The sequence below is a fragment of the Citroniella saccharovorans genome (assembly GCF_035481615.1).
Lineage (GTDB): Bacteria > Bacillota > Clostridia > Tissierellales > Peptoniphilaceae > Citroniella > Citroniella saccharovorans.
In genome coordinates this window covers 968,291-994,918 of record NZ_JAYKOT010000003.1, presented here as the reverse complement: position 1 = coordinate 994,918, position 26,628 = coordinate 968,291, and the positions used below count along the sequence as shown (strand labels likewise).

Here is a 26,628-nt window from a genome sequence, read left to right as displayed (position 1 = left end):
CTAAAATTTTGCAAGTAAATTTTTAAATTTTTATAAATTTTCTAAGCTTTTTGGATAAAGGATACAAAAAGTTACAATTTTGTAACTTTTGACTTGCATTTTTCATATCTTTTATAATTTTTATAGATTTTATTATAAAAATAATATAAACTGTATGTAGATTTAATAGATTTATTATGGAGGATAAAATGAATAAGATTAAAAAAATCTTTGGAATATTTTTTATACTTGTTTTGATTTTTTCTAGCTTTACTACTGCTTTTGCAGATTCTTATACTAAAATTAGTAAGGATAAGATAAAGCTTTTAAAAGCAGATAAATCAAAGACTCTAGTTGGAGCAAGCTTATCGCTACAACTTAGCTCTTCTTTTGGAGATGGAGAAGTATCAGCAGGATATAAAAAACCCAATGGTCAGCTAATTGAAAAGACTTTTTTAAAAAATAAAAATAGTGGAAATTATTATTTGGACTTTAAAGCTGATATGACTGGAAAATATGAATTTCTATATTTAAATTTTAATGGAACTAAATATGATGGGAAGGATTTTTATGCTTCTTTTGAAGCTTTTAATTCTATAGAAGATATTTTTCCTGGAGAAAAATTCCCATATACAAACGCAGAAAATCTTGATGGAATATCTACAGTAAAATCAAAGGACATAGTTAATGCTTTAGGTCAAGTTAGATTTTATGACAGGGATCTTAAAGCACTTGAAGTTCATGTACTTATGGAAGGTGTAAAAAATTATGAAATGAATATTTTAAATGATGGCCTTTCTATAATTTCTGATTTTGAATTTGGAGAAAAAGTGCTTCCAGGAACTTACAAGGTAAGATTTGAAGCAGAAGGAAAGACTTTAGAAAAAGAGATAGAAGTAGTTGATAATAATTCTGAGTCAGACTATGTTAGACTTTCATCTATGCCTATTTTAGATAATACTATTGTCACTCTATCTGCAGCAAGCCCATCAGCAATTAGACTTTCAGGTAGTGACAGATATGAAACTGCTATAGCTATAAGTCAAGAGGCTTATAGTAAAGCTAAGACAGTTATAGTTGCAAATGGACTAAATTTTCCTGATGCACTTGGAGCAGTATCACTTTCCTCAAGTCTAAAAGCCCCAATTATTTTTGCTAATTCAGATGTTATTGATTCAAAAGCAAAGGCTGAAGTTTTAAGACTAGGTGCAAAAAAAGCTATTATCGTAGGCGGAAGAGAGTCCGTTTCTTCAAATTATTTTGAATCTCTTGAAAATTTGGGATTAAGCGTTAAAAGAATTTCTGGAGACAATAGAATTGAAACTGCATTAAAAGTTTCAAAAGAACTAAATTCTATTAAAAAAATTAATAAAGTTATCTTAGTAAATTATGATTCATTTGCAGACGCACTTTCAGCGGGTGCTTTATCAGGATCTAAGAATTTTCCTATTATCTACACTGATGTAAATAATATAGATGGAAAAGTGACAGAATTCTTAGAAGATAGCAATATATCTGAAGCTATTATTATTGGAGGGAAAAATTCTGTATCCAATAAAGTTGAGTCTATTTTAAGTGACTTAGATATATCATCAATTAGAATAGAGGGAGAGAATAGGTATATAACATCCAATGCAATAGCAAATAGATTTTTTAAGGATAGTAAAATAGTTACTGTAGCAAGTGGAGAAAAGTTTCCAGATGCATTAGCTGGAGGGGTTCTTGCTTCAAAATTAGGTTCACCTATAATTCTTTCACAAGCTGATAACTTGAATAGCGGTATTATAAAATTTATCTCTGAAAATGAAGTTTACAAAGCTTATGTATTTGGAGGATATGAAACTATATCAGATGAAGTAGTTGAAGAGATAAAATCTAACACAGATCTTAACGTTAAGCCGGAAAAATCACCTAAAGATGAAAATAATGAGGAATTACCTGGTAAAACTGAAGACAATAGAGAAAATAAAGATGAAGCTAAGGTTATTGTTCATAATATTGAAAAAAGAATACCTACAAAAGATAATCCAATCAGAATTATGTTAGACCAAGGTCATGGTCCTTTTTATAATCAAGGTTTTTATAAAGATTATTATGAGGGAGAAGCTATGTTTTATTATGGATTGAAGTTAAAAGAAGAACTTGAAAAATATGGCTTTTACGTTGAAACTACAAGGACAGATTTTGAAAAAGAATTACAAGACTTAATTGAATCTAAATTCTCATCATCTGATGGAATTAGTTTAAAAGAAAGAGGAGAAAAAGCAGAAGGGTTCGATTTACTAATTTCACTACATTCTAACGCGATGCCTTCAAGTCTTCTTAACTATAAAGATGTAAGAGGAAGTGAAATATATGATTCTGTTAACACTCCAAGAAATGATTTAGCTGAATTAATTGGAAAAACTGTTGCAAACCACTTTGATCACCCATTTAGAGGTGTTAAGTATAGAGTTAATGATGATGGTACTGGAACCAATTGGTACGGAGTTTTAAGAAATTCCAAAGCAACCCACTCTATGCTACTAGAACATGGTTTCCATACAAATGCTCTTGATTGTGAACTATTAATGGATAACGGCTTTAAAGCTCAAATGGCAGAAAAAACTGCAGCAGCAATTGCTGAATATTATGGAATGCCAGTTGAATAAAATTAAGTAAAAATCTAACCAGTCTATTATTTTTAAAAATAGGCTGGTTTTTTTATAAAGTAAAATAATAAATAATCTATCGTCTTTATACATAAAAAGCAAGTTGACATAATATCTAAAATCATTTATAATAAATATAAACAATAAAATTAATTAGGAGGAAAAAAATGGGATATAAAGTATCAAAAGCAGTAGTAAAAAGACTTCCAAAATATTATAGATATTTAAAGCAGATTAAGTCAAAGGGAATAGTTAGGGTTTCTTCAAGCGAACTTTCACAAATTACAGGTCTTACTCCATCACAAATTAGGCAAGATTTAAATCACTTTGGAGGATTTGGACAACAAGGTTATGGCTACAATGTAGAAGAATTAATTGGTGAATTACAAAACATTCTAGGAATGACTGTAAAATACAATGCTATTATTTTAGGGGCAGGTAATATTGGACAAGCAATTGCTCAATATACTGGTTTAAGTGACACTAAATTTAATATCACTGCAATTTTTGACAAATCTAAAAAATTAGTTGGAAAGAAAATTTCAGACATAGAAGTCAATCCAATAGACTATTTAGAGCCTTACTTAAAGAAGAATGATGTTCATATTGCAATTATAGCCGTTCCTTTAGAGTCAGCTCAAGAACTTGCTGATATTTGTATGGATAATGGAGTAAAGGGAATTTGGAATTATGCACCACTTGACTTAAAGGTTAGAGAAGGAGTTAGAGTTGAAAACGTTCATCTAGATGACTCTTTATTCACTTTAACTTTCTATTTAACTAATCCATGGGCAGCAGAAAAGAAATAAAATTAGTTTAAAATCTATTATAGATTGGAAACTTAGATATTATATAAGATGGGACAAGTGAATTTGTCCCATTATTTTTTGAGGGGAAATATGGCGATACTAACAGTACAAAATATAAGTAAATCTTTTGACTTAAAGGAAATTTTACAATCAATTACTTTTAATGTCGAAAAAAATGACAAGATTGGTTTAATTGGTATAAATGGATCTGGAAAGACTACCCTCTTCAAAATTATCTACGATGTTATTGGTCCTGATAGTGGAAGTATTAGCTATGTTAATGGTTTAAAGATTGGTTATCTTAGACAGTCCATTGAAGTAGATGAAAATAAGACTATTTATGAAATCTGCCTAGAAAAATTTAAAGATGTAATAGATTTAAAAGAAGATATAAAAAAATTAGAAGAAAAAATCTCTAGTGAAAAAGATCATGTTATTTTAAATAGACTTCTTAGAGAATATCAGAATAAGACTGAACAGTTTAATAAAAAAGAAGGTTATATGTATGATTCTAAAATTAAGGGGATGCTTAAGGGATTAAATTTTACTGAAGATGAATTTGAAAGCTTGGCAAAAAATCTTTCTGGAGGTGAAAAGTCAAGACTTCTTTTAGCCTCTATTTTACTTGAAAACCCCGACCTACTTTTATTAGATGAACCTACAAACCATCTTGATATAGAAGCTACTATGTTTTTAGAGAATTTTTTAAGAAGTTATAACAAAGCTTTTATGGTTATAAGTCACGATAGATATTTTTTAGATAGGGTTTGCAAAAAGATTTTTCACTTGGAAAACAAAAAGCTAACAATTTACAATACTAACTACACTGATTTTATTAAATTGCGTGATAAGGAATATGAAATCAAGAAAAAAGCTTTTGAAAATCAAGCTAAGGAGATAGAAAGGCAAAAGGAAATAATAAGAAGATTTAAATCTTATGCTACAGAAAAATTCTATAAAAAAGCTAGATCAAGAGAAAAACTTCTAGCTAAAGTTGATGTTTTTGAGGATCCAAAAAGGCAGGCTACAGATTTTCACTTAAATTTTGAATCGGATATAAAAAGTGGACAAGATATATTAAGTGTAGAAAATGCTGGAAAATCATTTGGAGAGAAGAAAGTTTTTTCAAATATTTCATTTGATATTTATAAGAATGATCGTGTAGGAATTATAGGAAAAAATGGAATAGGAAAGACAAGCCTTATAAAGTCGATTCTAGGAGAGTATCATTTAGACGAGGGTGAAGTTAACTTTGGATCAAATATTGTAATTGGGTATTATGACCAGGAGCAAAAATCACTTAATAAAGAAAACACTGTTATAGAAGAAATTTATGATAACTATGACTATATGGATTTAAGTGAAATAAGAAATTATCTTGGAGCTTTTGGATATTCTGGTGAAAATGTTTTTAAGGAAATATCCTCGCTTTCTGGAGGGGAAAAGGGTAGACTTAGCCTACTTAAGATAATGCTAAAAAAACCTAATTTTCTAATAATGGATGAACCTACAAACCATTTAGATATTGAATCTAAAGAGATTTTAGAAAATGCACTTAAGGATTACAAGGAAACTTTTCTTATAATAAGTCATGATAGATATTTTCTTAATAAAGTTGTAAATAAACTTATTGTTGTAGATAGAGATGGATGTGAAGTATTTCTAGGAAATTATGATTATTATTTGGAAAAATTAGAAGAAAGAAGAATAGAAAAAGAAGAGTTATCAGATGATTTTTCTGGATTTACTAAAACAGAACTTAAGAAAATTAAGAAAAATGATAACCTGAAAAAGAAAAATATAAAGAAAATCAGGGCTGACATTAGATTTGTTTCAAATAAAATAGAAGAGCTTGAAGAGGAAATTGAATATCTAAATAATAAACTTACAGAAAAAGAAGTTTATGAAGACTACAAAAAAGCCTTTGAAATAAATAACATCATTAAAAATAACAAGGAAGAGATAGATTTGCTTTTTGATAAGTGGCAAGCCTTGGAAGAGGAATTAGACAGTGATAATTGAATTTGAAAAAAAAGATTTTAATATAAAACATATTTTTGAATGCGGGCAAGCTTTTAGATGGTACGATGATGGAGACCACTTTACCTCAATCCATAAGGGCAAGGTTATATATATAAGAGAAGAAGAAAATAAAATCTATATCAATTCTCCACTAGAAGATTTTGATAGCAAAATTTGGGAAAAGTATTTTGACCTAAAAAAAGATTATGGAAAGATTAAAAATTCTTTAATTGATAATGAAGAATTAAATAAAGCGAAAGAATTTGGATATGGAATAAGAATTTTAAAGCAAGACGAGTTCGAAACTATAATTAGCTTTATAATATCTGCAAATAATATGATTCCTAGAATAAAAAAATCAATAGAAACTATATCTTCCATGTATGGAGATTTAATATTTGAAGATGAAAAGAGAAGATACTATTCTTTTCCAAGTCCTGAAAGACTAGCTAGTGCTGATCCTAAAGATCTTAGAAAGTACGCTAGAGTTGGATTTAGGGATGAGAGAATTGTAACTGCTTCAAAAATGCTTTTAGAACCTAGTTTTAATATAAATCTTTTAAAAAATATGGAAACAGACATACTAAGAGAAAAACTAATTGAGCTTCCTGGAGTAGGTCCAAAGGTTGCAGACTGCATACTTCTTTTTGGATTTGGAAGAGCGGAAGTTTTTCCTGTTGATGTTTGGATTAAAAGAGTCATGGAAGAACTTTTTATCGGAGAAGAAGTACCTAAAAGTAAAATAAAATTATATGCTAATAAATATTTTGGAAATTTGGCTGGCTACGCACAACAATATCTATTTTATTATGGCAGAGAAAACAATATAGGAAAAGAAAGAAAAAAAGAGAATAAAGCAAAATAATTATGCTTATATATAAATAAAAGCTTTTTTTAACTATATTTTGATTATTTTAAAAGAAATTAGGACTTGATAATATTAGATTTAGATAGTATTATTATATTGTAAGTGTTAGCACTCGGAAGCGATGAGTGCTAACAAATAAAAATTATATTATAAAGGAGAAAATATATGAAACTAAAACCACTAGATGATAGAATTGTTATAAAAAAATGTGATGTTGAAGAAAAGACAAAATCTGGTTTACTTCTTCCATCTTCAGCAAAAGAAGCTCCACAATTTGCAGAAGTTGTTGAAATTGGCGATAAAATTTTAAAGAGTGAAAAGAAAAGTGCAAATATTAAAGTTGGAGATTTAGTTATATATTCAAAATATGCTGGAACAGATGTAAAGATAGATAGTGAAGAATTTACTATCGTTAAGTACTCTGATGTACTTGCTGTTGTTGAAAAATAATTTAAGGAGGATAATAAATGAGTAAAGAAATAAAATATTCACAAGATGCTAGAAAGTCTTTAGAAAGTGGTATTAATAAATTATCTGATACTGTAAAAATAACTCTTGGACCTAAGGGAAGAAATGTAGTATTAGATAAAAAATTTGGATCACCTCTTATCACTAACGATGGTGTAACAATAGCTAAGGAAATTGAATTTGAAGATAGATATGAAAATATGGGAGCTCAACTTGTAAAAGAAGTTGCTACAAAAACTAATGATGTTGCTGGAGATGGAACTACTACAGCTACTCTACTTGCTCAAGCTATAGTTAGAGAAGGATCAAAAAATGTGGCAGCTGGCGCTAACCCAATGATTCTTCAAAGAGGACTAAAAAAAGCTTTAGATAAAGCAGTAGAAGAGATAAAAAATTTATCTCACACAGTGTCTTCAAACGAAGAAATTGCACAAGTTGGTTCTGTTTCTTCTCAAGATGAATCTGTAGGAAAATTAATCGCTGAAGCTATGGAAAAAGTTGGTAAAGATGGTGTAATTACTGTTGAAGAATCAAAGAGCATGGGTACAACTTTAGATGTTGTAGAAGGTATGCAATTTGACAGAGGATATGTTTCATCATATATGGCTACAAATACTGACAAGATGGAAGCAAATCTTGAAAATCCAAAAATTCTTTTAACAGACAAAAAAATTACTAACATTCAAGACATTCTTCCAATCTTAGAAGGAATTATGGAACAATCAAGACCTCTATTAATTGTTGCAGATGATATAGAGGGCGAAGCTATGGCTACTTTGGTTCTTAATAAATTAAGAGGAACTTTAAATGTAGTTGCTGTTAAAGCTCCAGGATTTGGAGATAGAAGAAAAGAAATGCTTCAAGATATTGCAATTTTAACTGGTGCAACAGTTGTAACAGAAGATTTAGGAAATGATTTAAAAGAAACTACTCCTGAAATGCTTGGAGAAGCAAGAAGAGTAACTGTAACAAAAGAAAATACAGTTATAGTTGGAGGAAGTGGAAAAGAAGACTCTATAAATGAAAGAGTAACTTCAATTAAGAAACAAATTGAAATTACAGAATCTGATTTTGATAGAGAAAAATTACAAGAAAGACTTGCAAAACTAGCTGGTGGAGTTGCTGTCATTGAAGTTGGAGCTGCTACTGAAACTGAACTAAAAGAAAGAAAGCTTAGAATTGAAGATGCACTTGCTGCAACAAAGGCTGCTGTTGAAGAAGGTATAGTAGCTGGTGGTGGAACAGTTTTAGTTGATGTTATAGAAGAAGTTAAAAAACTTCTAGATGAAACTGAAGGCGATGAAAGAACAGGTGTAAATATTATTGTAAAAGCACTAGAAGAACCTGTTAGACAAATTGCTATAAATGCTGGACTTGAAGGATCAGTTATAGCTGAACAAGTTAAAAAGTTAGAAAAAGGCGTTGGATTTAATGCTATTACTGAAGAATATGTAGATATGTTTAAGGCAGGAATAGTTGATCCTACAAAAGTTACAAGATCTGCACTTGAAAATGCTGTATCTGTTGCATCTATGATAATAACTACTGAAGCTGCTGTAGCAGATGTAGAAAAAGAAGACCCGGCAGCTGCAATGGCAGGTATGGGCGGCATGGGTGGAATGGGCGGCATGATGTAATTTACCCAAAAATATTTTAGACCAAATGACTTTTCATTTGGTCTTTTTTTATTTGATTATAATATTAAAAATAAATTTATATAAATTGACTATTCCTTGATAAATAGATATAATAAAAATGACTTAACAAGAAAAATATTTTTATTAAAAAGTTTAAAAAAGTCTATTGTTTATAAATTAAAAACTACATTAAATTGAGCAAAATAAAACTAGGCTAATACTTAAGGAGGTAATAGTAATGACTAAAGAATATTCTTTAGATGTTCCAAAACCAAGACATTTCACATTTGCAGTAAGAGATTTAGCGGATGTAACAGTTGAGCAAAGAGAAAGAGCATTAAAAGCAACTCACTACAACGAATTTGCATTTCCTTCAGGACTTTTAACAGTAGATATGCTTTCAGATTCAGGTACAACTGCCATGACAAATACCCAATGGGCATCTTTATTTTATGGCGACGAGGCATACGGAAGAAATACAGGATACTATGTTCTTCTTGACACTTTTAGAGATATTTTTGAAAGAAAAGGTGAAAAAAACTGGAAGAAAATCGTAGACCTTGTAAGAACTGATTGTAGAGATGTAGAAAAGATGATGGATGAAGTCTACCTTTGTGAATATGAAGGCGGCTTATTTAATGCTGGAGCTTCTCAAATGGAAAGACCAAACTCATTTATTATCCAACAAGGGCGTGCAGCTGAGTCTGTTCTTATGGAAATAGTTAGGAATATTTTAAATGAAAGACATCCTGGAAAAGTTTTTACAATACCTTCCAATGGACACTTCGATACTACTGAGGGAAATATAAAACAAATGGGATCAATACCTAGAAATTTATATAATAAAGAAATATTATATGAAATTCCTGAAGGTGGGAAATACGAAAAAAATCCATTTAAAGGAAATATGGATATAGAAAAGCTAGAAAAATTAATTGAAAAGCTTGGTCCAGAAAATGTTCCACTTGTATTTACAACAATAACCAACAACACAGTATGCGGACAGCCAGTTTCATTAGGAAATATAAAAGAAATAAATAGAGTTGCTCATAAGTACAATATTCCATTAATATTTGATGCCGCACGCTGGGCAGAAAATGCTTACTTTATAAAAATGAATGAAGAGGGCTATAGTGATAAATCAATAGCAGAAATTACAAGTGAAATGTTTTCTTATTGTGATGGTTTTTGCATGTCAGCTAAAAAAGATGGTCATGCCAATATGGGCGGAATGTTAGCTTTTAGAGATAAAGGACTATTTTGGAAAAATTTCTCTGATTTCAATGAAGATGGTTCACTTAAGATGGATGTTGGAGTTAGAATAAAAGTAAAACAAATTTCTTCCTATGGAAATGATTCTTATGGTGGGATGAGTGGTAGAGATATAATGGCTTTAAGTGTTGGACTTTATGAAAGCTGTAATTTTAACTATATGGATGAACGTGTTAAACAGTGTGAATATTTAGCACAAGGATTTTATAAATCTGGAGTAAAGGGAGTAGTTTTACCAGCAGGTGGACATGCTGTCTACATTAATATGGATGAATTTTTTGATGGTAAACGCTCTCACGAATCTTTTGCTGGACAAGGATTTTCTCTAGAACTTATTCGTAGATATGGAATACGTGTTGCTGAACTTGGTGATTTTTCTATGGAATACGACCTTAAAACTCCAGAGCAACAAGCTGAATTAGCAAATGTAGTAAGATTTGCGGTTGATAGAAGTAGACTTACAAAAGAACACTTGGATTATGTAATTGCTGCAGTAAAACAGTTATATGAAGATAGAGAGAGTATTCCAAATATGAGAATTGTCTGGGGTAAAAATTTACCAATGCGCCATTTCCACGCTTTCCTAGAACCATACCCTAACAATAAATAACATTTATTATAAAAATTTTAATATTTTTTAAATTTGATTTTATAGAGTAAAGCTTAAATTTTCCTATTTACATTTAATAAAAAATATACTATAATTTAATACAAATCATAAAAATTATTAGGAGGATTAGATGAAATTTTTTGGTGATGGACTAACATTTGATGATATACTTCTTGTGCCTGCACACTCAAAAGTGCTTCCAAGAGAAGTAAAACTTGAAACTAGATTGACAAAGAAAATAAAGCTTAATATACCTGTAATGTCAGCTGGTATGGACACAGTTACAGAATCTAAAATGGCAATTGCAGTGGCTAGAGAAGGCGGTATAGGTATAATTCATAAAAACATGTCCATTGAAGCTCAAGCTTCAGAGGTAGATAGGGTAAAAAGGTCTGAACATGGAGTAATAACAGATCCATTCTATTTATCAAAAGACCATAAGGTACAAGATGCTATGGACCTAATGGCTCACTATAAAATTTCTGGCGTTCCAATAGTTGAATCAGATAAAAATTTAATAGGAATAATAACAAATAGAGATATAAGATTTGAAGAAAATTTTGATAGACCAATATCAGAAGTAATGACTAGCAAAAACCTAGTTACAGCTAAAGAAGGCATTTCAATGGAAGATGCGCTAGATATTTTAAAATCACATAAGATTGAAAAATTACCTTTAGTCGATGACGAAAATAAGTTAAAAGGACTTATAACCATAAAAGATATTGAAAAATCTATTGAATATCCAAACTCTGCAAAAGATTCAAATGGAAGACTTTTAGTTGGAGCTGCAATAGGGGTTACAGCTGATGTATTTGATAGACTTGATGCACTTATTAAGGCAAAAGTTGATGTAGTAGTTATAGATACAGCTCATGGTCATTCACAAGGAGTTTTAAACAAGGTAAAAGAAATAAAAGAAAGATATCCTGACCTTCAATTAATAGCTGGAAATGTAGCTACTGGAGAAGCAACAAGAGCACTTATAGAAGCGGGAGCAGATTGCGTAAAAGTTGGAATAGGCCCTGGATCTATTTGTACAACAAGAGTTGTTGCAGGTATTGGAGTTCCACAAGTTACAGCAATTATGGAATGTTACAAAGTAGCTAAAGAATATGATATTCCTATTATCGCAGATGGCGGTATTAAATATTCAGGAGATATAGCAAAAGCTATAGCTGCTGGTGGAAGTGTAGTTATGTTAGGATCACTTTTAGCAGGTACCAACGAATCACCAGGAGAAATGGAAATATACGAAGGAAGAAGATTTAAAGTTTATAGAGGAATGGGTTCAATTGCCGCTATGAAACAAGGATCTAACGATAGATATTTCCAAGATAAAGCTGATAAATTAGTTCCTGAAGGAGTAGAAGGTAGGGTCGCATATAAGGGATCACTTGCAGAAGTTGTCTATCAATTAGTAGGCGGCTTAAGAGCAGGAATGGGATATGTTGGAGCAAAAGATATTACATCTCTTCAAGAAAATACACAATATGTAAAGATAACTAACGCTTCACTAATAGAATCACATCCACACGATATAACAATAACCAAGGAATCACCTAACTACACAAGCAGGTTAGAATAAAATAAAATTTTAAAGGGATAACATTTTGTTATCCCTTTCTTTTAAGGGGGATAAAATGCACGAGACAATATATGTAGTAGATTTTGGAGGACAATATAACCAGTTAATAGCTAGAAGAGTTAGGGAGCAAGGCGTATATTCTGAAGTAATCTCATATAAAAGATTAGAAGAAAAAATAAATGAGAAAAAACCAATAGGACTTATATTTACAGGCGGTCCAAATAGCGTCTATGAAGAATCTTCACCAAAGATAGATAAGAAAATTATTGAAAATCTAAAAGTACCTGTCTTAGGACTATGCTATGGCATGCAGCTTTTAACATATTTATTTGGTGGAAAAGTAGAAAAAACAAATCATAAAGAATTTGGAAAAGTTGAAATAAAAAATATAAAAGATTCAAAACTACTTGAAAATGTAAAGAAAAGTTCAATAGTTTGGATGAGCCATCAAGATATGGCAACAAAGCTTGGAGAAGGATTCTATGCCTTGCAAGAAACAGAAAACTGCAAATATGCAGCCATAGAAAATGAAGAAAAGAAAATATATGGACTTCAATATCATGCAGAAGTTAACCACACAGAAGAAGGCAAAAAAATCTTTAAAAACTTCCTATATAACATTTGCGGAGCAAAAGGCGATTGGACAATAGAAAATATATTAGAAGAAAGCATAAAAAAAGTAAAAGATAAAGTTGGAGACAAAAAAGTTTTACTGGCTCTATCTGGAGGAGTAGACTCTTCAGTTTTAGCAGGACTTTTATCTAAAGCAGTAGGAAAAAATCTAACAGCAGTATTTGTAGATACAGGTCTTATGAGAAAAAATGAGGGAGACGAAGTAGAAAGTGCCTTCAAAGGATGGGACTTAAACTTTGTTAGAGTTAACGCAAAAAATAGATTTTTAGAAAAATTAAAAGGTGTTTCAGATCCAGAAAAGAAAAGAAAAATAATAGGCGAAGAATTTATAAGAGTTTTTGAAGATGAATCAAAAAAAATAGGAAAAGTAGATTTTTTAGCACAAGGAACAATCTATCCAGATATAATAGAATCTGGACTTGGTGATTCAGCAGTAATAAAGTCTCATCACAACGTAGGCGGTCTTCCAGATGTTGTTGACTTCGAAGACCTTATAGAGCCGCTAAGAGAACTATTTAAAGATGAAGTTAGAAAACTTGGAAGAGAACTTAAAATAGAAGACTATTTAGTAAATCGTCAACCATTTCCTGGTCCAGGCCTTGCAATTAGAATAATTGGAGAAATAACAGAAGAAAAATTAAATATTCTACAAGAAGCTGACTTTGTATATAGAGATGAAATTAGAAAAGCAGGATTAGATAAAACAATTAGCCAATACTTTGCAGTTCTAACAAACAATAGGTCAGTTGGAGTAATGGGTGATTTTAGAACCTACGACTATACACTTGCCCTAAGAGCAGTAGAAACAACAGACTTTATGACAGCAGACTTTTCAAAAATTCCATACGAAATACTGGAAAAAATATCCAGTAGAATAATATCAGAAGTAAAAGGAATAAATAGAATAGTCTATGATATAACAACAAAACCACCAGCTACAATTGAATGGGAATAGTAGCAAAATTTTCTAAAATGGCTTAATTACAAGCTATAAAGAGAATGAAAAATGGCTATTGGTACTCAAATGGTACTGGAAGTAAAAAAGAATAAATTAAATAATAGTTCCAAGTGGTTTACATTTGGACAAAAAATTGAGACTTTGAATTAGTTTGTGTATAGAAACTCCTCCTGATTAGATAATAATAATCAGGAGGAATTTTTATGGCAAGAAAAAGACCAGAGAGAAGACTAAACAAAATATTAAAAATGTATAATAAACCAACACCATAAATAAAATTTATCATCACAAAAAATGGAAAGCGTACTTGACATTTATTCAAAAAACAATTACAATATATGTAAAGTTAACTTGTCATTTGATGGGAGGTAATTAAATGTGAAAAATAGACTTGAAGAAATTAGAAAAAGTCGAGGAATTACTCAAGAGGAACTGGCAAATATCCTTGAAGTGTCGAGGCAGACAATCGGTTCACTAGAGAATGGAAGGTATAACCCTTCAATTATTTTAGCTTTTAAAATTGCTAAATTTTTTAATTTGACTATTGAAGACATTTTTATTTATGAGGAGGAAGAAAATGAATAGAAGCAAAAGCATCTTAAAAGATTGGATTTTAGTATTTTTTGGAGTAGCACTGGTTTTAACGGGATTCTATCTTCACAAAAGAATTGATAGTGTAAATAAGACAGTCCTCGCTATTCCGTATTTATTTATCGGTATTGGATGTGGAGTTTTCGGACATTTCATGGGAAATATAATTAAATATTTCTCTACAAAAAATAACAAAGAGTTAATCAGACAGCTTGAAATTGATAAGAAGGACGAAAGAAACGTATTGATTGCAGAAAAATCAAAGGCAAAGGCCTACGACTTAATGACCTATCTCTTTGCAGCCATGCTTATTATGTTTTCATTGATGGGTGTTGATAAGTTACAAATAATAATACTAGTTGCAATCTATCTTTCTATACAAATATATGCAGTCTTTTGGCGTTCTAAATTTGAAAAAGAAATGTAAAAAAATTAGACCGTAGTTTCAAGCTGCGGTCTTTTTTGCATACATATTTTATATAACTTAGCAAACAAATAAATAAAGCGACAATAAAATGTCGGTTTGAGCGTCGGTTTGAATAAGATTTATCAAAAAGAAAATAAGCATTTTGCAAAAATGATAAGGCACTGTTTAAGTTTATAGATAAGTGGGAATTTTATATAGTGTATGTGGCTTGACCTGTCCGTTGGGGACCGTGTTATCCTTTAATCAAAGGGGGTAGATAACCATATTAAGAAGTGAAATTCAAAAAGAAACTGGTCTAACTAGGAAGGCAATAGAGTATTATGAGGATAAAGGACTTATCCATCCTCAGAAATCTGAGAATGGTTATAGAGACTATAGTATAAAGGATTTAGAAATTCTTAAAAAGGTATCTATATTTAGAAAGTTGGGAATGAGTATCTCAGATATTTATCAGTGTATATCGTCAGGTGGTGATACTCTGTCTTCTGTTTTAAGGGAAAAACAACATCAATTGGACCTTTATGAAAAAAGGAAAGTAATACTAGAAATGAGTGTTAAAGGTGAAAGCGATGAACTAATCAATGAGAAAGTTTCACTACTTGAGATCAAAGAAAATATCTACGAAAAACTAGAAATTGCCTTTCCAGGATATTTTGGACAATTGTTATTTGCTGCCTATCAACCATTTTTGGATACACCATTAGAAAATGATGGTAAGAATTCATTTTACAAATATATAGCTTATCTTGATAGGCTTCCTTTGTTTGAATTAACTGAAGAAGAGAAAAAATACATTGAGAAGATTAGTTCACCCTTTGATATGAAAACCTTAAAGGATATAAATCAGGCTAAACTCGATGCTATAGAGAGTTTTGAAAAGTGGATGAAAGATAATGAGGATGTAATTTCTCAATATGAAAGCTATAAAAATAGTGAAGAGTATCAAAATAGCATAATGAAACAGATCTAGGAAAAGCTTAAAAACTTTCTAAGTAAAATTATTATCGTGTTTTGTCCGGTACTGGTACTGGGACGGGACTAAAAATCTTAATATTACGGGGTGATTTTCAAGGATTCCAAAGTCCAACTAAAACGAAGTGCATATGAGTTCGAAAACTAAGGTAAGTAACTGAAAGTTTCTGAGATTATATAGCAAGAGATCTTGTAAAGATTTTAAGCATGTAAACTAGGGCGATTAGCAGACTAGCTATAAAGCTAAGTCTGGTTTTTTATCTTATTATTTTGTCTTTCTTTTTTGCTTTTTAAATTTTTTTGATATATATTGAAACGAATAGGAGGCAGGAATGAAAGATTTTTGGGCATATGATAAAGATGATATTTTAAAAGAGTTAAATACAAGTGAAGCTGGATTATCAAGTAAAGAAGCTTGTGATAGGATTGGAAATTATGGTAAAAACGTTTTTGCGGAAAAGAAATCTAGCTCTAATTTTATGATTTTTTTATCGCAATTTAAAAGTCCAATAACTATGATCCTTATATTTGCCGCAGTTCTATCTATATTTTTGAAGGATTATTCTGATGGTGTTATCATTTTGATTATAATTTTTATTTCTTCATTTTTAAGCTATCTTCATGAAAGTAAGGCAAAGGATGCTGTAAAAAAGCTCCTTTCATCAGTAAGTGTAACATCTGCTGTTTTAAGAGATGGCTCTTTCAAAGAATTGGATAATGCAAATTTGACCATTGGTGATATCATTAGCGTAAAAACAGGCGACATGATACCTGCTGATTGTTTGCTTCTTGAAGGTAATTCACTTACGAGCGATGAGTCAAGCCTAACGGGCGAGACCTTCCCTGTTGAAAAGCTAGTTGGGAAAGTTCCTGCCAAGACTTCTCTTTCTGAAAGGAAAAATTGCCTTTAATTGGGAACCCATATTATTAGCGGATCAGGAAGGGCTATTGTTGTTAATTTAGCGAAGGATTCTGAGTTTGGCAAAATCACTTCATCTCTTAGCCAAAAGGATGCTGATACAGATTTTGAAAAAGGCATTAAGAATTTTGGAAACTTAATTTTACGTGTTACAACTATTTTAATCGGTTTAATATTTATTTTTAATATTATTTTAAATAAATCTTTCTTAGACTCATTTATGTTTGCCTTGGCTTTATCTGTTGGCTTAACCCCACAGATGTTGCCTGCTATAATAAGTGTGAATTTGTCACAAGGGGCTAAAAGAATGTCTGAAGAAGGGGTAATTGTAAAAAAATTAAATGCTATAGAAAATTTCGGCTCCATGACGATTATGTGTTCTGATAAAACTGGAACGATAACAAAAGGAAAGGTCAAGCTAGATAAGGCATTAGATTTTAATGGAGAAGAATCTGATTCTTTAGAAAAATTTGCGGCTATTAATTCATATTTTCAAGAAGGCTATAAAAATCCAATTGATGAAGAGATTTTAAGTTCAAATAAGGTCGATTTTTCATCTTATAAAAAGCTTTTTGAAATTCCCTACTCCTTTGAAAATAAACTTTTAAGTATAATAGTAAAGGCAGGATCTGATTTTTCAAATAAAAATTTGATGGTAACAAAAGGGCCCTTCGAAAACATTGTAAAAATAAATAATTCTTATCAAAAATCCGATGGCTCTATTGGAAACATTAATGAAATTAAAAGTCATATATTTGATTTATTTGATGAGTTTTCAAGCAAGGGCTACAGAGTCTTGGGCCTTTCTTATAAAGAATTAAGTGATGATTGTAACTTACAAAAACAAAAGGCGGAAGGCATGATTTTTAAGGGATTCTTGCTATTTATCGATCCATTAAAAGAAGATATAAAAGATGTAATTGAGCAAATGAATACCCTAGGGGTATCTTTAAAAATGATAACGGGGGACAATAAAGAAATTGCCAAAAATATTGGAGGACAAATTGGCCTTAATCCAGACAAAATTCTCCTTGGCGAAGATTTAAGCTCATATTCTATAAGTCAACTAAACATAAAAGTTCTAGACATTGATATTTTTGCTGAAATAAGTCCAAATCAAAAGGAAAAAATAATCAGAGCCTACAAAGAAGCAGACAAGATAGTGGGCTATATGGGTGATGGTATAAATGATGCGCCAGCCATAAAACAAGCTGATGTTGAAATATCAGTCGACACAGCGGCTGATACGGCGAAAGATGCAGCATCCATTGTTCTTTTACAAAATAGTTTAGAAGTTTTATTATATGGAATAAAAGAAGGCAGAAGGTCCTTTATTAACACTTTGAAATATATATTCGTTGCAACGAGTGCCAACTTTGGAAATATGTTTTCAATGGCTGGGGCAAGTCTATTCCTAAAATTTTTGCCACTTTTGCCAAAACAAATTCTACTAACAAATTTATTTACAGACTTTCCATCCTTGCAAATTGCATCAGACTCAGTAGACGATGATTGGTTAAAAAGTCCTGTAAAATGGGATATGAAATTCATCAAAAAATTTATGATTGTATTTGGAATAATATCTTCCCTTTTTGACTATCTAACATTTTTTATAATGATGATTTTCTTTAAGGCCGATGAAAAACTCTTTCAAACCGCCTGGATGTTAGAATCCGTAATCTCTGCAATGGTTGTAATGCTAATAGTAAGAACTGCAAGACCAGTATTTAAAAGCAAGGCGAGTAAGAAGCTTATAGTATCCATAATAGCCGTAAGTATATGCTTAATTGCAATAATTTACAGCCCTATCAACAGCTACTTAGGCTTAATTGCATTACCTATCAAGGTACTAATCGCTATGCTTTCTATATCCCTAATCTACGCTTCAGTCGTAGAAATAATGAGATTCTATAAACATAACTCCTTCTCCAGAAAGACTACTAACTAGGCTAATAAAAGTAAATACAAGAGAAAGATAAAATCAGACCGTAAGCTAAGACTTGCGGTCTTTTTTGGCTTGAGGAAATAATTATTTACAATAGCGACTAAGGCAAAATCAATACTTAATAACTATTAGTTAGAAAATTCAACTGTAAACTTAAAATTGACAGTTCAAAAGGAATGTGGAAGAAAATTATAAAGAAGGATTAAGGACAGAGCTTAATCCACAGAATCTTCTTTAACTACAATTCTAAAAAATCTAAATTATGACAAGCAAAATGAGGGGTAAAATGAGGGTAAAAATGACGGTAAAAATGACGGTAAAAAGTTAAAGACAACAGACAGACGACATAAGAACTATTGAATTACCTCATATATTATTGGTATCTGTAAGTACGATTGAAAGAGATTCAAAAGTTCTTAAAATTGAAAAAACAATCGACTATAATGGCAGCGTTAAAGATGGATATTGGAAAGTAAACAAATAAAGTTAATAAGAAATCAAATTCTCCCGGAAATAATACAATATTCGGGAGAATTACTTTACTGGTGTTGGCGAATAGGTAAGTCTGTTCTGCATATCACTTTTTTATTGCTTTAATAAATTAATCCCCTTAAAATATAGATTGATCTTCTTATCCATGCACAAATGATAATTATTATCAAAAAATAATTGACAAAAATAAATGAAGGAGCTACAATATAAATAGTTAGGTACGCCTAACTTTTATAGAAATATTAATTCATTGGAGGAAATATGAAATTTAAAAAGATACTTATTATGCTAGCGGTACTTATTTTTGCTAGTTCCTGTTCAAAAAATGATAATAAAGATGCTTTAGATATTAGAAATCAATCAAAGGAGAAGAAAGTTGTTACCGTTACAACTTCATTTTTATATGATATGGTATATAACCTAGTTGGGGATAAGGTTGATAGGGAACTTATAATTCCTGCTGGCGAGGACCCACACCTTTATACTGCAAAGCCACAAGATTTGGAAAAGATTAAGAAGGCTGACCTTCTTTTATATCATGGTTTACATTTTGAGGGAAAGATGGTTGATGTTTTAGAAAAGAGAGGCTCTGCAGTAGCTAGAAGCTTTAAAAAGGAAGATGTTGGGGAGATGGAGCAAGATGGAGAAGTTGTAGTTGATCCACATTTTTGGTTTAATATAAATCTTTATAAGGAAGCAACAAGAAATGCTGCAGAAGATTTAGAAAAACTTCTTCCTGAGGAAAAAGAGAACATTGAAAAAAACTTAAAAGACTATCTAGCTAAGCTTGATGACCTAGATAAAGAAAATAAAGAAAAAATAAATTCAATTCCAGAATCTAGTAGGTACCTAATTACCCCACATGATGCTTTTAATTATTTTTCTAGGGCCTATAACATACCAGTTAAGGCACCCCAAGGAGTTTCAACTGATAGTGAAGTTGCGAACAAAGATATAGAAGATACTGTAAACTTTATTGTAAAAAATAAAATTAAAGCTATTTTTGCAGAATCAACTACTGATCCAATGAGGATGGAAAAGTTAAAGGAAGCTGTTAATGCTAAAGGAATTGATGTTGAAGTTGTATCAGGCCAAGGCAAGGAATTATTTTCTGATTCTCTAGCACCAGAAGGTCAAGCAGGCGACTCTTATATAGATATGTACAAACACAACGTCGATTTAATTGTGGAAAACTTGAAATAGGTGGCTTATGAAAGATGTAATTATTAAAGTAGAGGACATGACAATTGCATATGCATATAAGCCTGTTCTTTGGGATAATGATATTGAAATAGTCAATAATTCAATTACAGCAATAATTGGCCCTAATGGAGCTGGAAAGTCAACCTTGATAAAGGGAATTTTAAATTTACAAAAAAAATTATCAGGGTCAGTGGTTATCATGGGAAAGTCCTTTGGAGAGGTCAAGAAAAAAATTGCCTATATACCCCAAACAGCATCTGTAAATTGGGATTTTCCAACAACAGTTTTAGATGTTGTGCTTATGGGTAGGTATGTCCATCTTGGTTGGCTCAAAAGACCGAGTAAGAATGATTATGATCTTGCAAGATCCGCCCTTAAAAAAATTGGTATGCACGATTTTGAAGACAGACAAATTTCAGAATTATCAGGCGGCCAAAGGCAAAGAGTGTTTATAGCAAGAGCTATTGCCCAAGATGCTGATATATATTTCATGGATGAGCCACTGGCTGGTGTTGATAAGGTGACAGAAAAAGTTATATTTGACTTTATGAAGGATTCTCAAATGAAGGGAAAGACATCCATAGTTGTTCATCACGATTTAAACACTATAGAAAAATACTTCGATCATATCATAATTTTAAATAAAAAAGTAATAGCTCAAGGTAAAGTCTCTGAAGTTTTTACAAAAGAAAATGTTGACAAGGCCTTTGTGAGGTAAGGATATGGATATTTTAAGAAATTATTCATTTATAATAGTAGCTTTAGGCACAATAATTCTAGCCATGGCTACTGGTATAATTGGTTCAATAAGCGTTTTAAAGGGGAAGTCTTTAATAGGTGATGCTATAGGTCATAGTACCTATCCTGGCATTGTCATTGCCTTTATGCTATCAATGGAAAAATCCCCAATCATACTTTTGTTTGGGGCTGCCTTTGCAGGTGCTATATCATTTTTCTTAATTGATATTATTTCAAACAACTCAAAAATAGACCTTGATGCTACTTTAGCCATCGTATTATCAAGCTTTTTTGGACTAGGCATGGTTTTAAAAAGTTTTATCCAAGGCAATCCTGACTATGCTGGAGTTTCCCAATCTGGTCTTAAAAACTATATTTTTGGCCAGGCTTCTTACATTATGAAAAACGATGTAAAGATAATATTTATAGTATCAATTTTTTCAATCTTAATGCTTATAGCCTTTTATAAGGAAATAAAAGTCTATGTATTTGATGAAGTTTATGCAAAAACAATTGGAATAAATCCAGGGTTGATGAATACTGTGATTTTAATTGCGACTATGCTTTTGATTATAACAGGACTTAAACTTGTTGGAGCAATATTGATTTCATCTATGCTTATAGTTCCTGCAATTACGGCCCTACAGTGGACAGATAGGTTTCATATTATGTTAATAATTGCAGGAGTATCTGGTGGAATTTCTGCATGTATAGGTACCTATATTTCCACAGCCTATGACGGTATGAGTACTGGATCTACAATTATTCTGATAATGAGCTTTATATCTTTATTATCAATGCTAGTTGGTCCAAGGGGGATGAGAAAAATGATTGTGAGGAAAAAATATGATTGATTTTCTAAGATACTCATTTATATCGAATTACCAAACCTTATTAGTGCTCTTAGTCACAGCTATAGCTTGCAGTCTTATTGGAGTTTTCTTGGTACTAAGGAGTCTATCAATGTTAGCTGATGCTATAAGCCACTCAATACTTCTTGGTATTGTAATTGCTTATTTTATCGTAAAGGATATTAGCTCAGTTTACCTAGTTTTTGGGGCGGCACTTTTTGGAATAATAACAGTATTTTCTATAGAATCTTTATCGAAGACAAAACTTGTAAAAAATGATGATGCTGTGGGTATTGTTTTTCCAATGTTTTTCGCCTTGGCAGTTATACTTATAACAAAGTATGCGAGAAATGTCCACCTTGATGTGGACGTCGTCCTCATGGGAGAGGTTATAATGGCACCTCTAAATACTATGAATTTCTTTGGTTATGAAATTCCAAAATCCCTTTTTGAAATGTCTGTGATAGGGATATTAAATTTAGCCTTTATTATAGTTTTCTTTAAAGAGCTAAAACTAACAACCTTTGATACAGAATTTGCAAAAATTGCAGGATTTTCAGAAGTACTTTTATTCTACGCCCTAATGACCCTTACTTCATTTACAACGGTGGTCGCCTTTGAGGCTGTGGGAGCTATTTTAGTAATATCATTTCTAATAGCACCTGCCGCAAGTGCATACTTGATAAGCAAAAATCTAAGGGTCATGATCCTAATATCAGTCCTTTACTCAATAATAAATTCTGTTTTAGGATTTTTATTAGCCATGTATTTCAACCTATCCATGTCTGGAATGTCAGCAACCATGGCAGGGATTACTTTTCTTCTTACATTTTTATTTAACAAAAATGGATTTTTGATGAAAATATTAAGGCGTAAGAAAAATCATGTGGAATTTAAAAAGGATACATTTGTGATTCACGTTGGCAACCACCAAGAAAGAGCAAATGCAAGTGATGAGTTAGGACTTACAACAATCGCTAAGCATCTATCATGGCGAAAAAGAAGATATAGAAAAATATAGTAAAATTTTGATATCAGAAAAAAAGATAAAAGTTGAAGGAGACATTTATAAACTAACTGAAAAGGGTAGAATATTATATATAAATTTGTTAAAAGATTACGCACTATGAGGTAAACTATGAATTCTATCAGGCAAGATTACATCCAAGCCATATACAGGCTTTCAAAAGATAAGGGATATACAAATAATATAAGCATATCTGATTATTTTTCAATAAGCAGGCCATCTGTTAGTGAAATGATTAAAAAACTAGTAAAAGATGGCTTAGTAATCCAAGATAAAAACAAGATATATCTAAGTGACCTAGGAGATAGGGATGCTAAGGAAGTTTTATCAAAACACAGAATATGGGAATTTTTCCTTGTTAATGTCTTAGGTCTTGATGGGGAAGTTGTCCATGACCAATCAGATTTATTAGAGCATGTCACAAGTGATGAAATGTTTCTTGCTTTAAATAAGTTTCTAGACTACCCTAAAAAATCTCCCAAGGGAAAAAGAATCTACACAAACGAGAATAAATAAAAATGTTAGAGGCAAGTTAAAATTTATGTATATAAACCTCCTGATTAGGTAAAGAGAGACTAATCAGGAGGAATTTTTATGCCAAGTAAAAAAACAGAAACAAGAAGAAGCAAAAAAGACCACAAGCTATGACTTGTGGTCTTTTTTGCCTTGATGAAATAATCAAGTAAAAGCTACCTAGAAAAGTCGATAGATTTTACTATATGATATAATATAAATATGATAATCCCGTATTAAATTGTTTGGGATAAATATGATAAGTTGATTAGTTTAGAACAAACATAAAAAGCTATTCTTTAAGGTATATATGTTGATTCCTGGGGGAATAACAAAGTAAAAAGTATAATTTTAGAAATTATTTAAAGATTTGTTCAGTTCTTGGATGCGTAAATTAAGATGGTATGGAGGCTGTAAGCTAGTATATGAAATTTTTAGATGAATTAAAAAATGTTTTGAGCGCAGATGAAAGATTTGTTGGAGAAAAGAATCAGATAATAAAACAAAAGTAGGAGATGCTGCAAGAAGTAATGACGAAAATTTATTGAAAGCACTTCTCGGTAACAAATTGTAGAAAGATGTTTTCTTTACAAAAGTTGATGATATATATGTTTTTGATAAAAATAAATTTGTTTGGATCCTAGAATCAAAAGAATTTCTTCCGGATTCATATACTATGTATAAAAACAAGATAGGACTTGTAGACTCTAACAATAATCTAATTAGTCAAAAACAAGATGTTTCCTTGGTATGGCCTTATAAAGACTGCGTCCTTGAAGGTGGACAAACCAAAGAAGACCAAAAAAGAGATGAAATTTTTTATAATGAAACCTTAGCCCCAGACCAGGTAAATAGACTTCTAGCTCCAAAAGTTTTAGGAAATGCTAAGAGATATACTAAAGACGGACTAGAAGAAAATATAAAATTTAGAGAAGATGATAATTTAATTATAAAAGGAAATAATTTGATTGCTTTGACTTCTTTATTAGAAAGATATGAGGGTCAAGTTAAATGTATTTATATAGATCCACCTTATAATACAGGTAGTGATAGTTTTTGTTATAATGACTCTTTTAATCACTCATCCTGGCTTACTTTTATGAAAAATAGATTAGAAATATCTAAAAAATTATTAAGTAATAGTGGATCAATATTTATACAAATAGATTCATTTGAACAAGCATATTTAAAAATTATTATGGATGAGATTTTTGGGAGAGAGAACTTTAGAAATGCGATTACTTGGAAGCGAAAGGGTGGTAGTGCTAATCCATCTAATCAATTAAATAATGTGACCGAATGGATTTTATGGTACTCAAAAGATGTTTATGAAATGGAATATAGTCCTGTGTTTACCTTAGATGATGAAAATACACAAAAATATATTAAAGAAAGATTTACTTTTGTAGATGAATATGGAAGAAAATATATGAAGTCTCCTATTCAGAGTCCAAACTACCGAGAAAATTTAATTTATGATTACAAAGGATACAAAACACCTAAGAAAGGATATTCTGTATCAAAAGAAGTGATGCAACAATGGGATAAAGAAGGAAGATTAGCATTTCCAAATTCAAAGGATAAAAATATTAACCGAAAAATATTTTTAGATGAATATAAAGGCCAGCCTGTAAATTCTCTATGGTCAGATATTTTTGCGATTAATCCTATGTCATCAGAACGTATAGAATTTGGTGCTGGACAAAAACCTGAAGCTTTAATTAAGCGTATCCTATCTATGGTAACTAACGAGGGCGACATTGTATTGGATTATTGTCTTGGCTCGGGGTCTTCGTGTTCTGTAGCTCAAAAAATAAAACGACGTTATATTGGTGTTGAGCAAATGGATTATATAAATACGGTTTCAGTTCCTAGACTTGAAAAAGTAATTGAAGGTGAACAAGGTGGAATTTCTAAATCAGTAAACTGGCAAGGTGGGGGATCTTTTGTTTATTGTGAACTTTTAGATGATAATGAAAGTCTAGTCAATTAACTAGAGAAAGCGGAAAATACTGAGCAAGTTAAAATTGTTTTGAATAAGGCCATTGATAATGGAAAATTAATTCCTTCTGTACTTCCTAGGGATTTAAAAGAAAATGAAGATGATTTTGATAAGCTAAGTCTTGATGAGCAAAAAAACCTAGTGATGGAGCTTTTAAATAAAAATCAGCTTTATGTAAATTTATCAGATATAGGTGATGAAGAATATAAGGTGAGTGAGGCTGATAAGGTATTTACAAGAAGCTTCTATGGCAAGGAGTGATATTATGGCTGACCAATATTTGTACCAAGAGTTAGATGTTATTAAAAAAATAGGAGCTTTAAAAGAATTGCCTTCCTATATAGAGTCAAACTTAAATCCCAATATAATTTTGCGTGATTACCAAGAAGATGCTTTTAGATATTTTATAAGCTATGTTGAAAGTGATTTGATTAAAAATAAACAAATCCATACCTTTTTCATATGGCAACTGGGTCTGGTAAGACTGTTATCATGACAGGACTTATTCTATATTTATATACCAAGGGTTATAGAAAATTCTTATTTTTTGTAAATCAGAATAATATTATAGAAAAAACTAAAGAAAATTTTCTCAATCAATCTTCTATTAAATATCTTTTTGCTGATAGTATTGAACTTATGGGAGAACAAGTTCAAGTAAAAGAAGTAAACAATTTTGCCTTTTATGATAAAAATGCTATAAACATTTGTTTTACTTCCACGCAAAAACTTCACATGGACATTAATATTATTAAGGAGAATTCTCCTACCATTGAGGATTTTGAGGATGATAAAATTGTCTTAATATCTGATGAATCCCACCATATAAATACTGTGACCAAGGGTCTAACAAAAACTGAAAAAACAAACCTAGAAGAAAATGCCAAAAGCTGGGAATACACAATTGAAAAAATATTTAGAGCAAATAGAGATAATGCCTTGTTAGAATTTACAGCAACTGCTGACTTGAAAGACCCTAATGTTGAGAAGAAATATTTGGATAAAATTGTATATGATTACACCTTATCTAAATTTAGAGAAAGTGGATATACTAAAGATTTTAATAATATGCAAGGTGATTATGACAGGTGGACAAGAACGCTGCTATCGCTTGTAATAAGTGAATATAGGAGACATTTGTTTGGAGACAATGGCCAAAATATAAAACCTGTTGTTTTATTAAAGTCAAAAACTATTAAAGAGTCAAAAGCATTTTATGATGGTTTTACCAAAAATTGAATAATCTCAAGGCTGATGAAATTCTAAAATATAAGGATTCTGATAATGAATACCTTAGAAATTCTATAGATTATTTTCTAAATAAAGACCCAAGTCTAAATGCTCTTGTATCTGATATAAAATTAGGATTTGCAACTGAAAACTCTATAATATTAAATTCTAAGAGTGAATCTGAAAAAAAGGAAAAACAGGTTGCCGTAAACTCTCTTTAAGT

At 30.9% G+C, this 26,628-nt stretch carries 22 protein-coding genes and 2 pseudogenes; all 24 read left to right on the top strand.

The features are described 5' to 3' along the window. Positions 1 to 188 precede the first annotated feature (188 nt). Entirely contained in the window at positions 189 to 2,630 is a 2,442-nt protein-coding gene (locus tag VLK81_RS07305; RefSeq protein ID WP_324619971.1) for a cell wall-binding repeat-containing protein, read from the top strand. A gap of 167 nt (positions 2,631 to 2,797) precedes the next feature. After that, positions 2,798 to 3,439, top strand: a complete 642-nt coding sequence (locus tag VLK81_RS07300; RefSeq protein ID WP_324619970.1) for a redox-sensing transcriptional repressor Rex — start codon at positions 2,798 to 2,800, stop codon at positions 3,437 to 3,439. A gap of 90 nt (positions 3,440 to 3,529) precedes the next feature. After that, positions 3,530 to 5,461 (top strand): ABC-F family ATP-binding cassette domain-containing protein, encoded by a 1,932-nt coding sequence (locus VLK81_RS07295; protein ID WP_324619969.1) that lies wholly within the window; start codon positions 3,530 to 3,532, stop codon positions 5,459 to 5,461. Continuing rightward, positions 5,451 to 6,326, top strand: coding sequence for a DNA-3-methyladenine glycosylase family protein (locus tag VLK81_RS07290; protein WP_324619968.1), 876 nt, complete (start codon positions 5,451 to 5,453; stop codon positions 6,324 to 6,326). The genes VLK81_RS07295 and VLK81_RS07290 overlap by 11 nt, the downstream gene beginning before the upstream one ends. Before the next feature lie 168 nt (positions 6,327 to 6,494). After that, positions 6,495 to 6,779 carry a co-chaperone GroES gene (locus VLK81_RS07285; RefSeq protein WP_324619967.1) on the top strand — a complete coding sequence of 95 codons (285 nt, stop codon included), beginning with the start codon at positions 6,495 to 6,497 and terminating at the stop codon, positions 6,777 to 6,779. A 17-nt stretch (positions 6,780 to 6,796) separates the two neighbouring features. Next, positions 6,797 to 8,434: a chaperonin GroEL gene (gene groL, locus VLK81_RS07280; RefSeq protein WP_324619966.1), complete on the top strand. Its 1,638-nt coding sequence runs from the start codon at positions 6,797 to 6,799 to the stop codon at positions 8,432 to 8,434. Between the two features lie 238 nt (positions 8,435 to 8,672). Next, the gene (locus VLK81_RS07275; RefSeq protein WP_324619965.1) at positions 8,673 to 10,316 is read left to right on the top strand and encodes a tryptophanase; all 1,644 of its coding nucleotides are present in this window, start codon (positions 8,673 to 8,675) and stop codon (positions 10,314 to 10,316) included. Between the two features lie 130 nt (positions 10,317 to 10,446). Then, complete coding sequence (guaB, locus tag VLK81_RS07270) at positions 10,447 to 11,904, top strand: IMP dehydrogenase (RefSeq protein WP_324619964.1); 1,458 nt, start codon at positions 10,447 to 10,449, stop codon at positions 11,902 to 11,904. A gap of 55 nt (positions 11,905 to 11,959) precedes the next feature. Further along, positions 11,960 to 13,492 carry a glutamine-hydrolyzing GMP synthase gene (gene guaA / locus VLK81_RS07265; protein ID WP_324619963.1) on the top strand — a complete coding sequence of 511 codons (1,533 nt, stop codon included), beginning with the start codon at positions 11,960 to 11,962 and terminating at the stop codon, positions 13,490 to 13,492. Positions 13,493 to 13,873: 381 nt separating this feature from the next. Further along, positions 13,874 to 14,080 (top strand): helix-turn-helix transcriptional regulator, encoded by a 207-nt coding sequence (locus tag VLK81_RS07260; RefSeq protein WP_070672512.1) that lies wholly within the window; start codon positions 13,874 to 13,876, stop codon positions 14,078 to 14,080. Beyond that, entirely contained in the window at positions 14,073 to 14,513 is a 441-nt protein-coding gene (locus VLK81_RS07255) for a hypothetical protein (protein WP_070815058.1), read from the top strand. The genes VLK81_RS07260 and VLK81_RS07255 overlap by 8 nt, the downstream gene beginning before the upstream one ends. Positions 14,514 to 14,769: 256 nt before the next feature. Next, a pseudogene (locus VLK81_RS07250) lies at positions 14,770 to 14,955 on the top strand (MerR family transcriptional regulator); the annotation flags it as partial. 105 nt (positions 14,956 to 15,060) lie between these two features. Continuing rightward, entirely contained in the window at positions 15,061 to 15,483 is a 423-nt protein-coding gene (locus VLK81_RS07245) for a hypothetical protein (protein ID WP_324619962.1), read from the top strand. A gap of 334 nt (positions 15,484 to 15,817) precedes the next feature. Continuing rightward, positions 15,818 to 18,352, top strand: a pseudogene (mgtA, locus tag VLK81_RS07240) (magnesium-translocating P-type ATPase). Positions 18,353 to 19,102: 750 nt separating this feature from the next. Further along, on the top strand, positions 19,103 to 20,044 hold the full coding sequence (locus VLK81_RS07235) for a metal ABC transporter solute-binding protein, Zn/Mn family (protein WP_324619961.1): 942 nt from the start codon (positions 19,103 to 19,105) through the stop codon (positions 20,042 to 20,044). 7 nt (positions 20,045 to 20,051) lie between these two features. Further along, the gene (locus tag VLK81_RS07230; RefSeq protein WP_324619960.1) at positions 20,052 to 20,762 is read left to right on the top strand and encodes a metal ABC transporter ATP-binding protein; all 711 of its coding nucleotides are present in this window, start codon (positions 20,052 to 20,054) and stop codon (positions 20,760 to 20,762) included. A 4-nt stretch (positions 20,763 to 20,766) separates the two neighbouring features. Then, complete coding sequence (locus VLK81_RS07225) at positions 20,767 to 21,636, top strand: metal ABC transporter permease (RefSeq protein WP_324619959.1); 870 nt, start codon at positions 20,767 to 20,769, stop codon at positions 21,634 to 21,636. Then, positions 21,629 to 22,654, top strand: a complete 1,026-nt coding sequence (locus tag VLK81_RS07220; protein WP_324619958.1) for a metal ABC transporter permease — start codon at positions 21,629 to 21,631, stop codon at positions 22,652 to 22,654. Before VLK81_RS07225 ends, VLK81_RS07220 begins: the two co-directional genes overlap by 8 nt. A 117-nt stretch (positions 22,655 to 22,771) precedes the next feature. Next, on the top strand, positions 22,772 to 23,176 hold the full coding sequence (locus tag VLK81_RS07215) for a metal-dependent transcriptional regulator (protein ID WP_324619957.1): 405 nt from the start codon (positions 22,772 to 22,774) through the stop codon (positions 23,174 to 23,176). 673 nt (positions 23,177 to 23,849) lie between these two features. Beyond that, a complete protein-coding gene (locus VLK81_RS07210) occupies positions 23,850 to 25,166 on the top strand; it encodes a site-specific DNA-methyltransferase (RefSeq protein WP_324619956.1) in 1,317 nt (438 codons plus the stop codon). A gap of 39 nt (positions 25,167 to 25,205) precedes the next feature. Beyond that, entirely contained in the window at positions 25,206 to 25,436 is a 231-nt protein-coding gene (locus tag VLK81_RS07205; protein ID WP_324619955.1) for a hypothetical protein, read from the top strand. Between the two features lie 4 nt (positions 25,437 to 25,440). Next, a complete protein-coding gene (locus tag VLK81_RS07200; RefSeq protein WP_324619954.1) occupies positions 25,441 to 25,671 on the top strand; it encodes a hypothetical protein in 231 nt (76 codons plus the stop codon). Next, the gene (locus tag VLK81_RS07195; RefSeq protein WP_324619953.1) at positions 25,638 to 26,414 is read left to right on the top strand and encodes a DEAD/DEAH box helicase family protein; all 777 of its coding nucleotides are present in this window, start codon (positions 25,638 to 25,640) and stop codon (positions 26,412 to 26,414) included. The genes VLK81_RS07200 and VLK81_RS07195 overlap by 34 nt, the downstream gene beginning before the upstream one ends. Then, complete coding sequence (locus tag VLK81_RS07190) at positions 26,411 to 26,626, top strand: hypothetical protein (protein WP_324619952.1); 216 nt, start codon at positions 26,411 to 26,413, stop codon at positions 26,624 to 26,626. Before VLK81_RS07195 ends, VLK81_RS07190 begins: the two co-directional genes overlap by 4 nt. Positions 26,627 to 26,628: the final 2 nt, after the last annotated feature.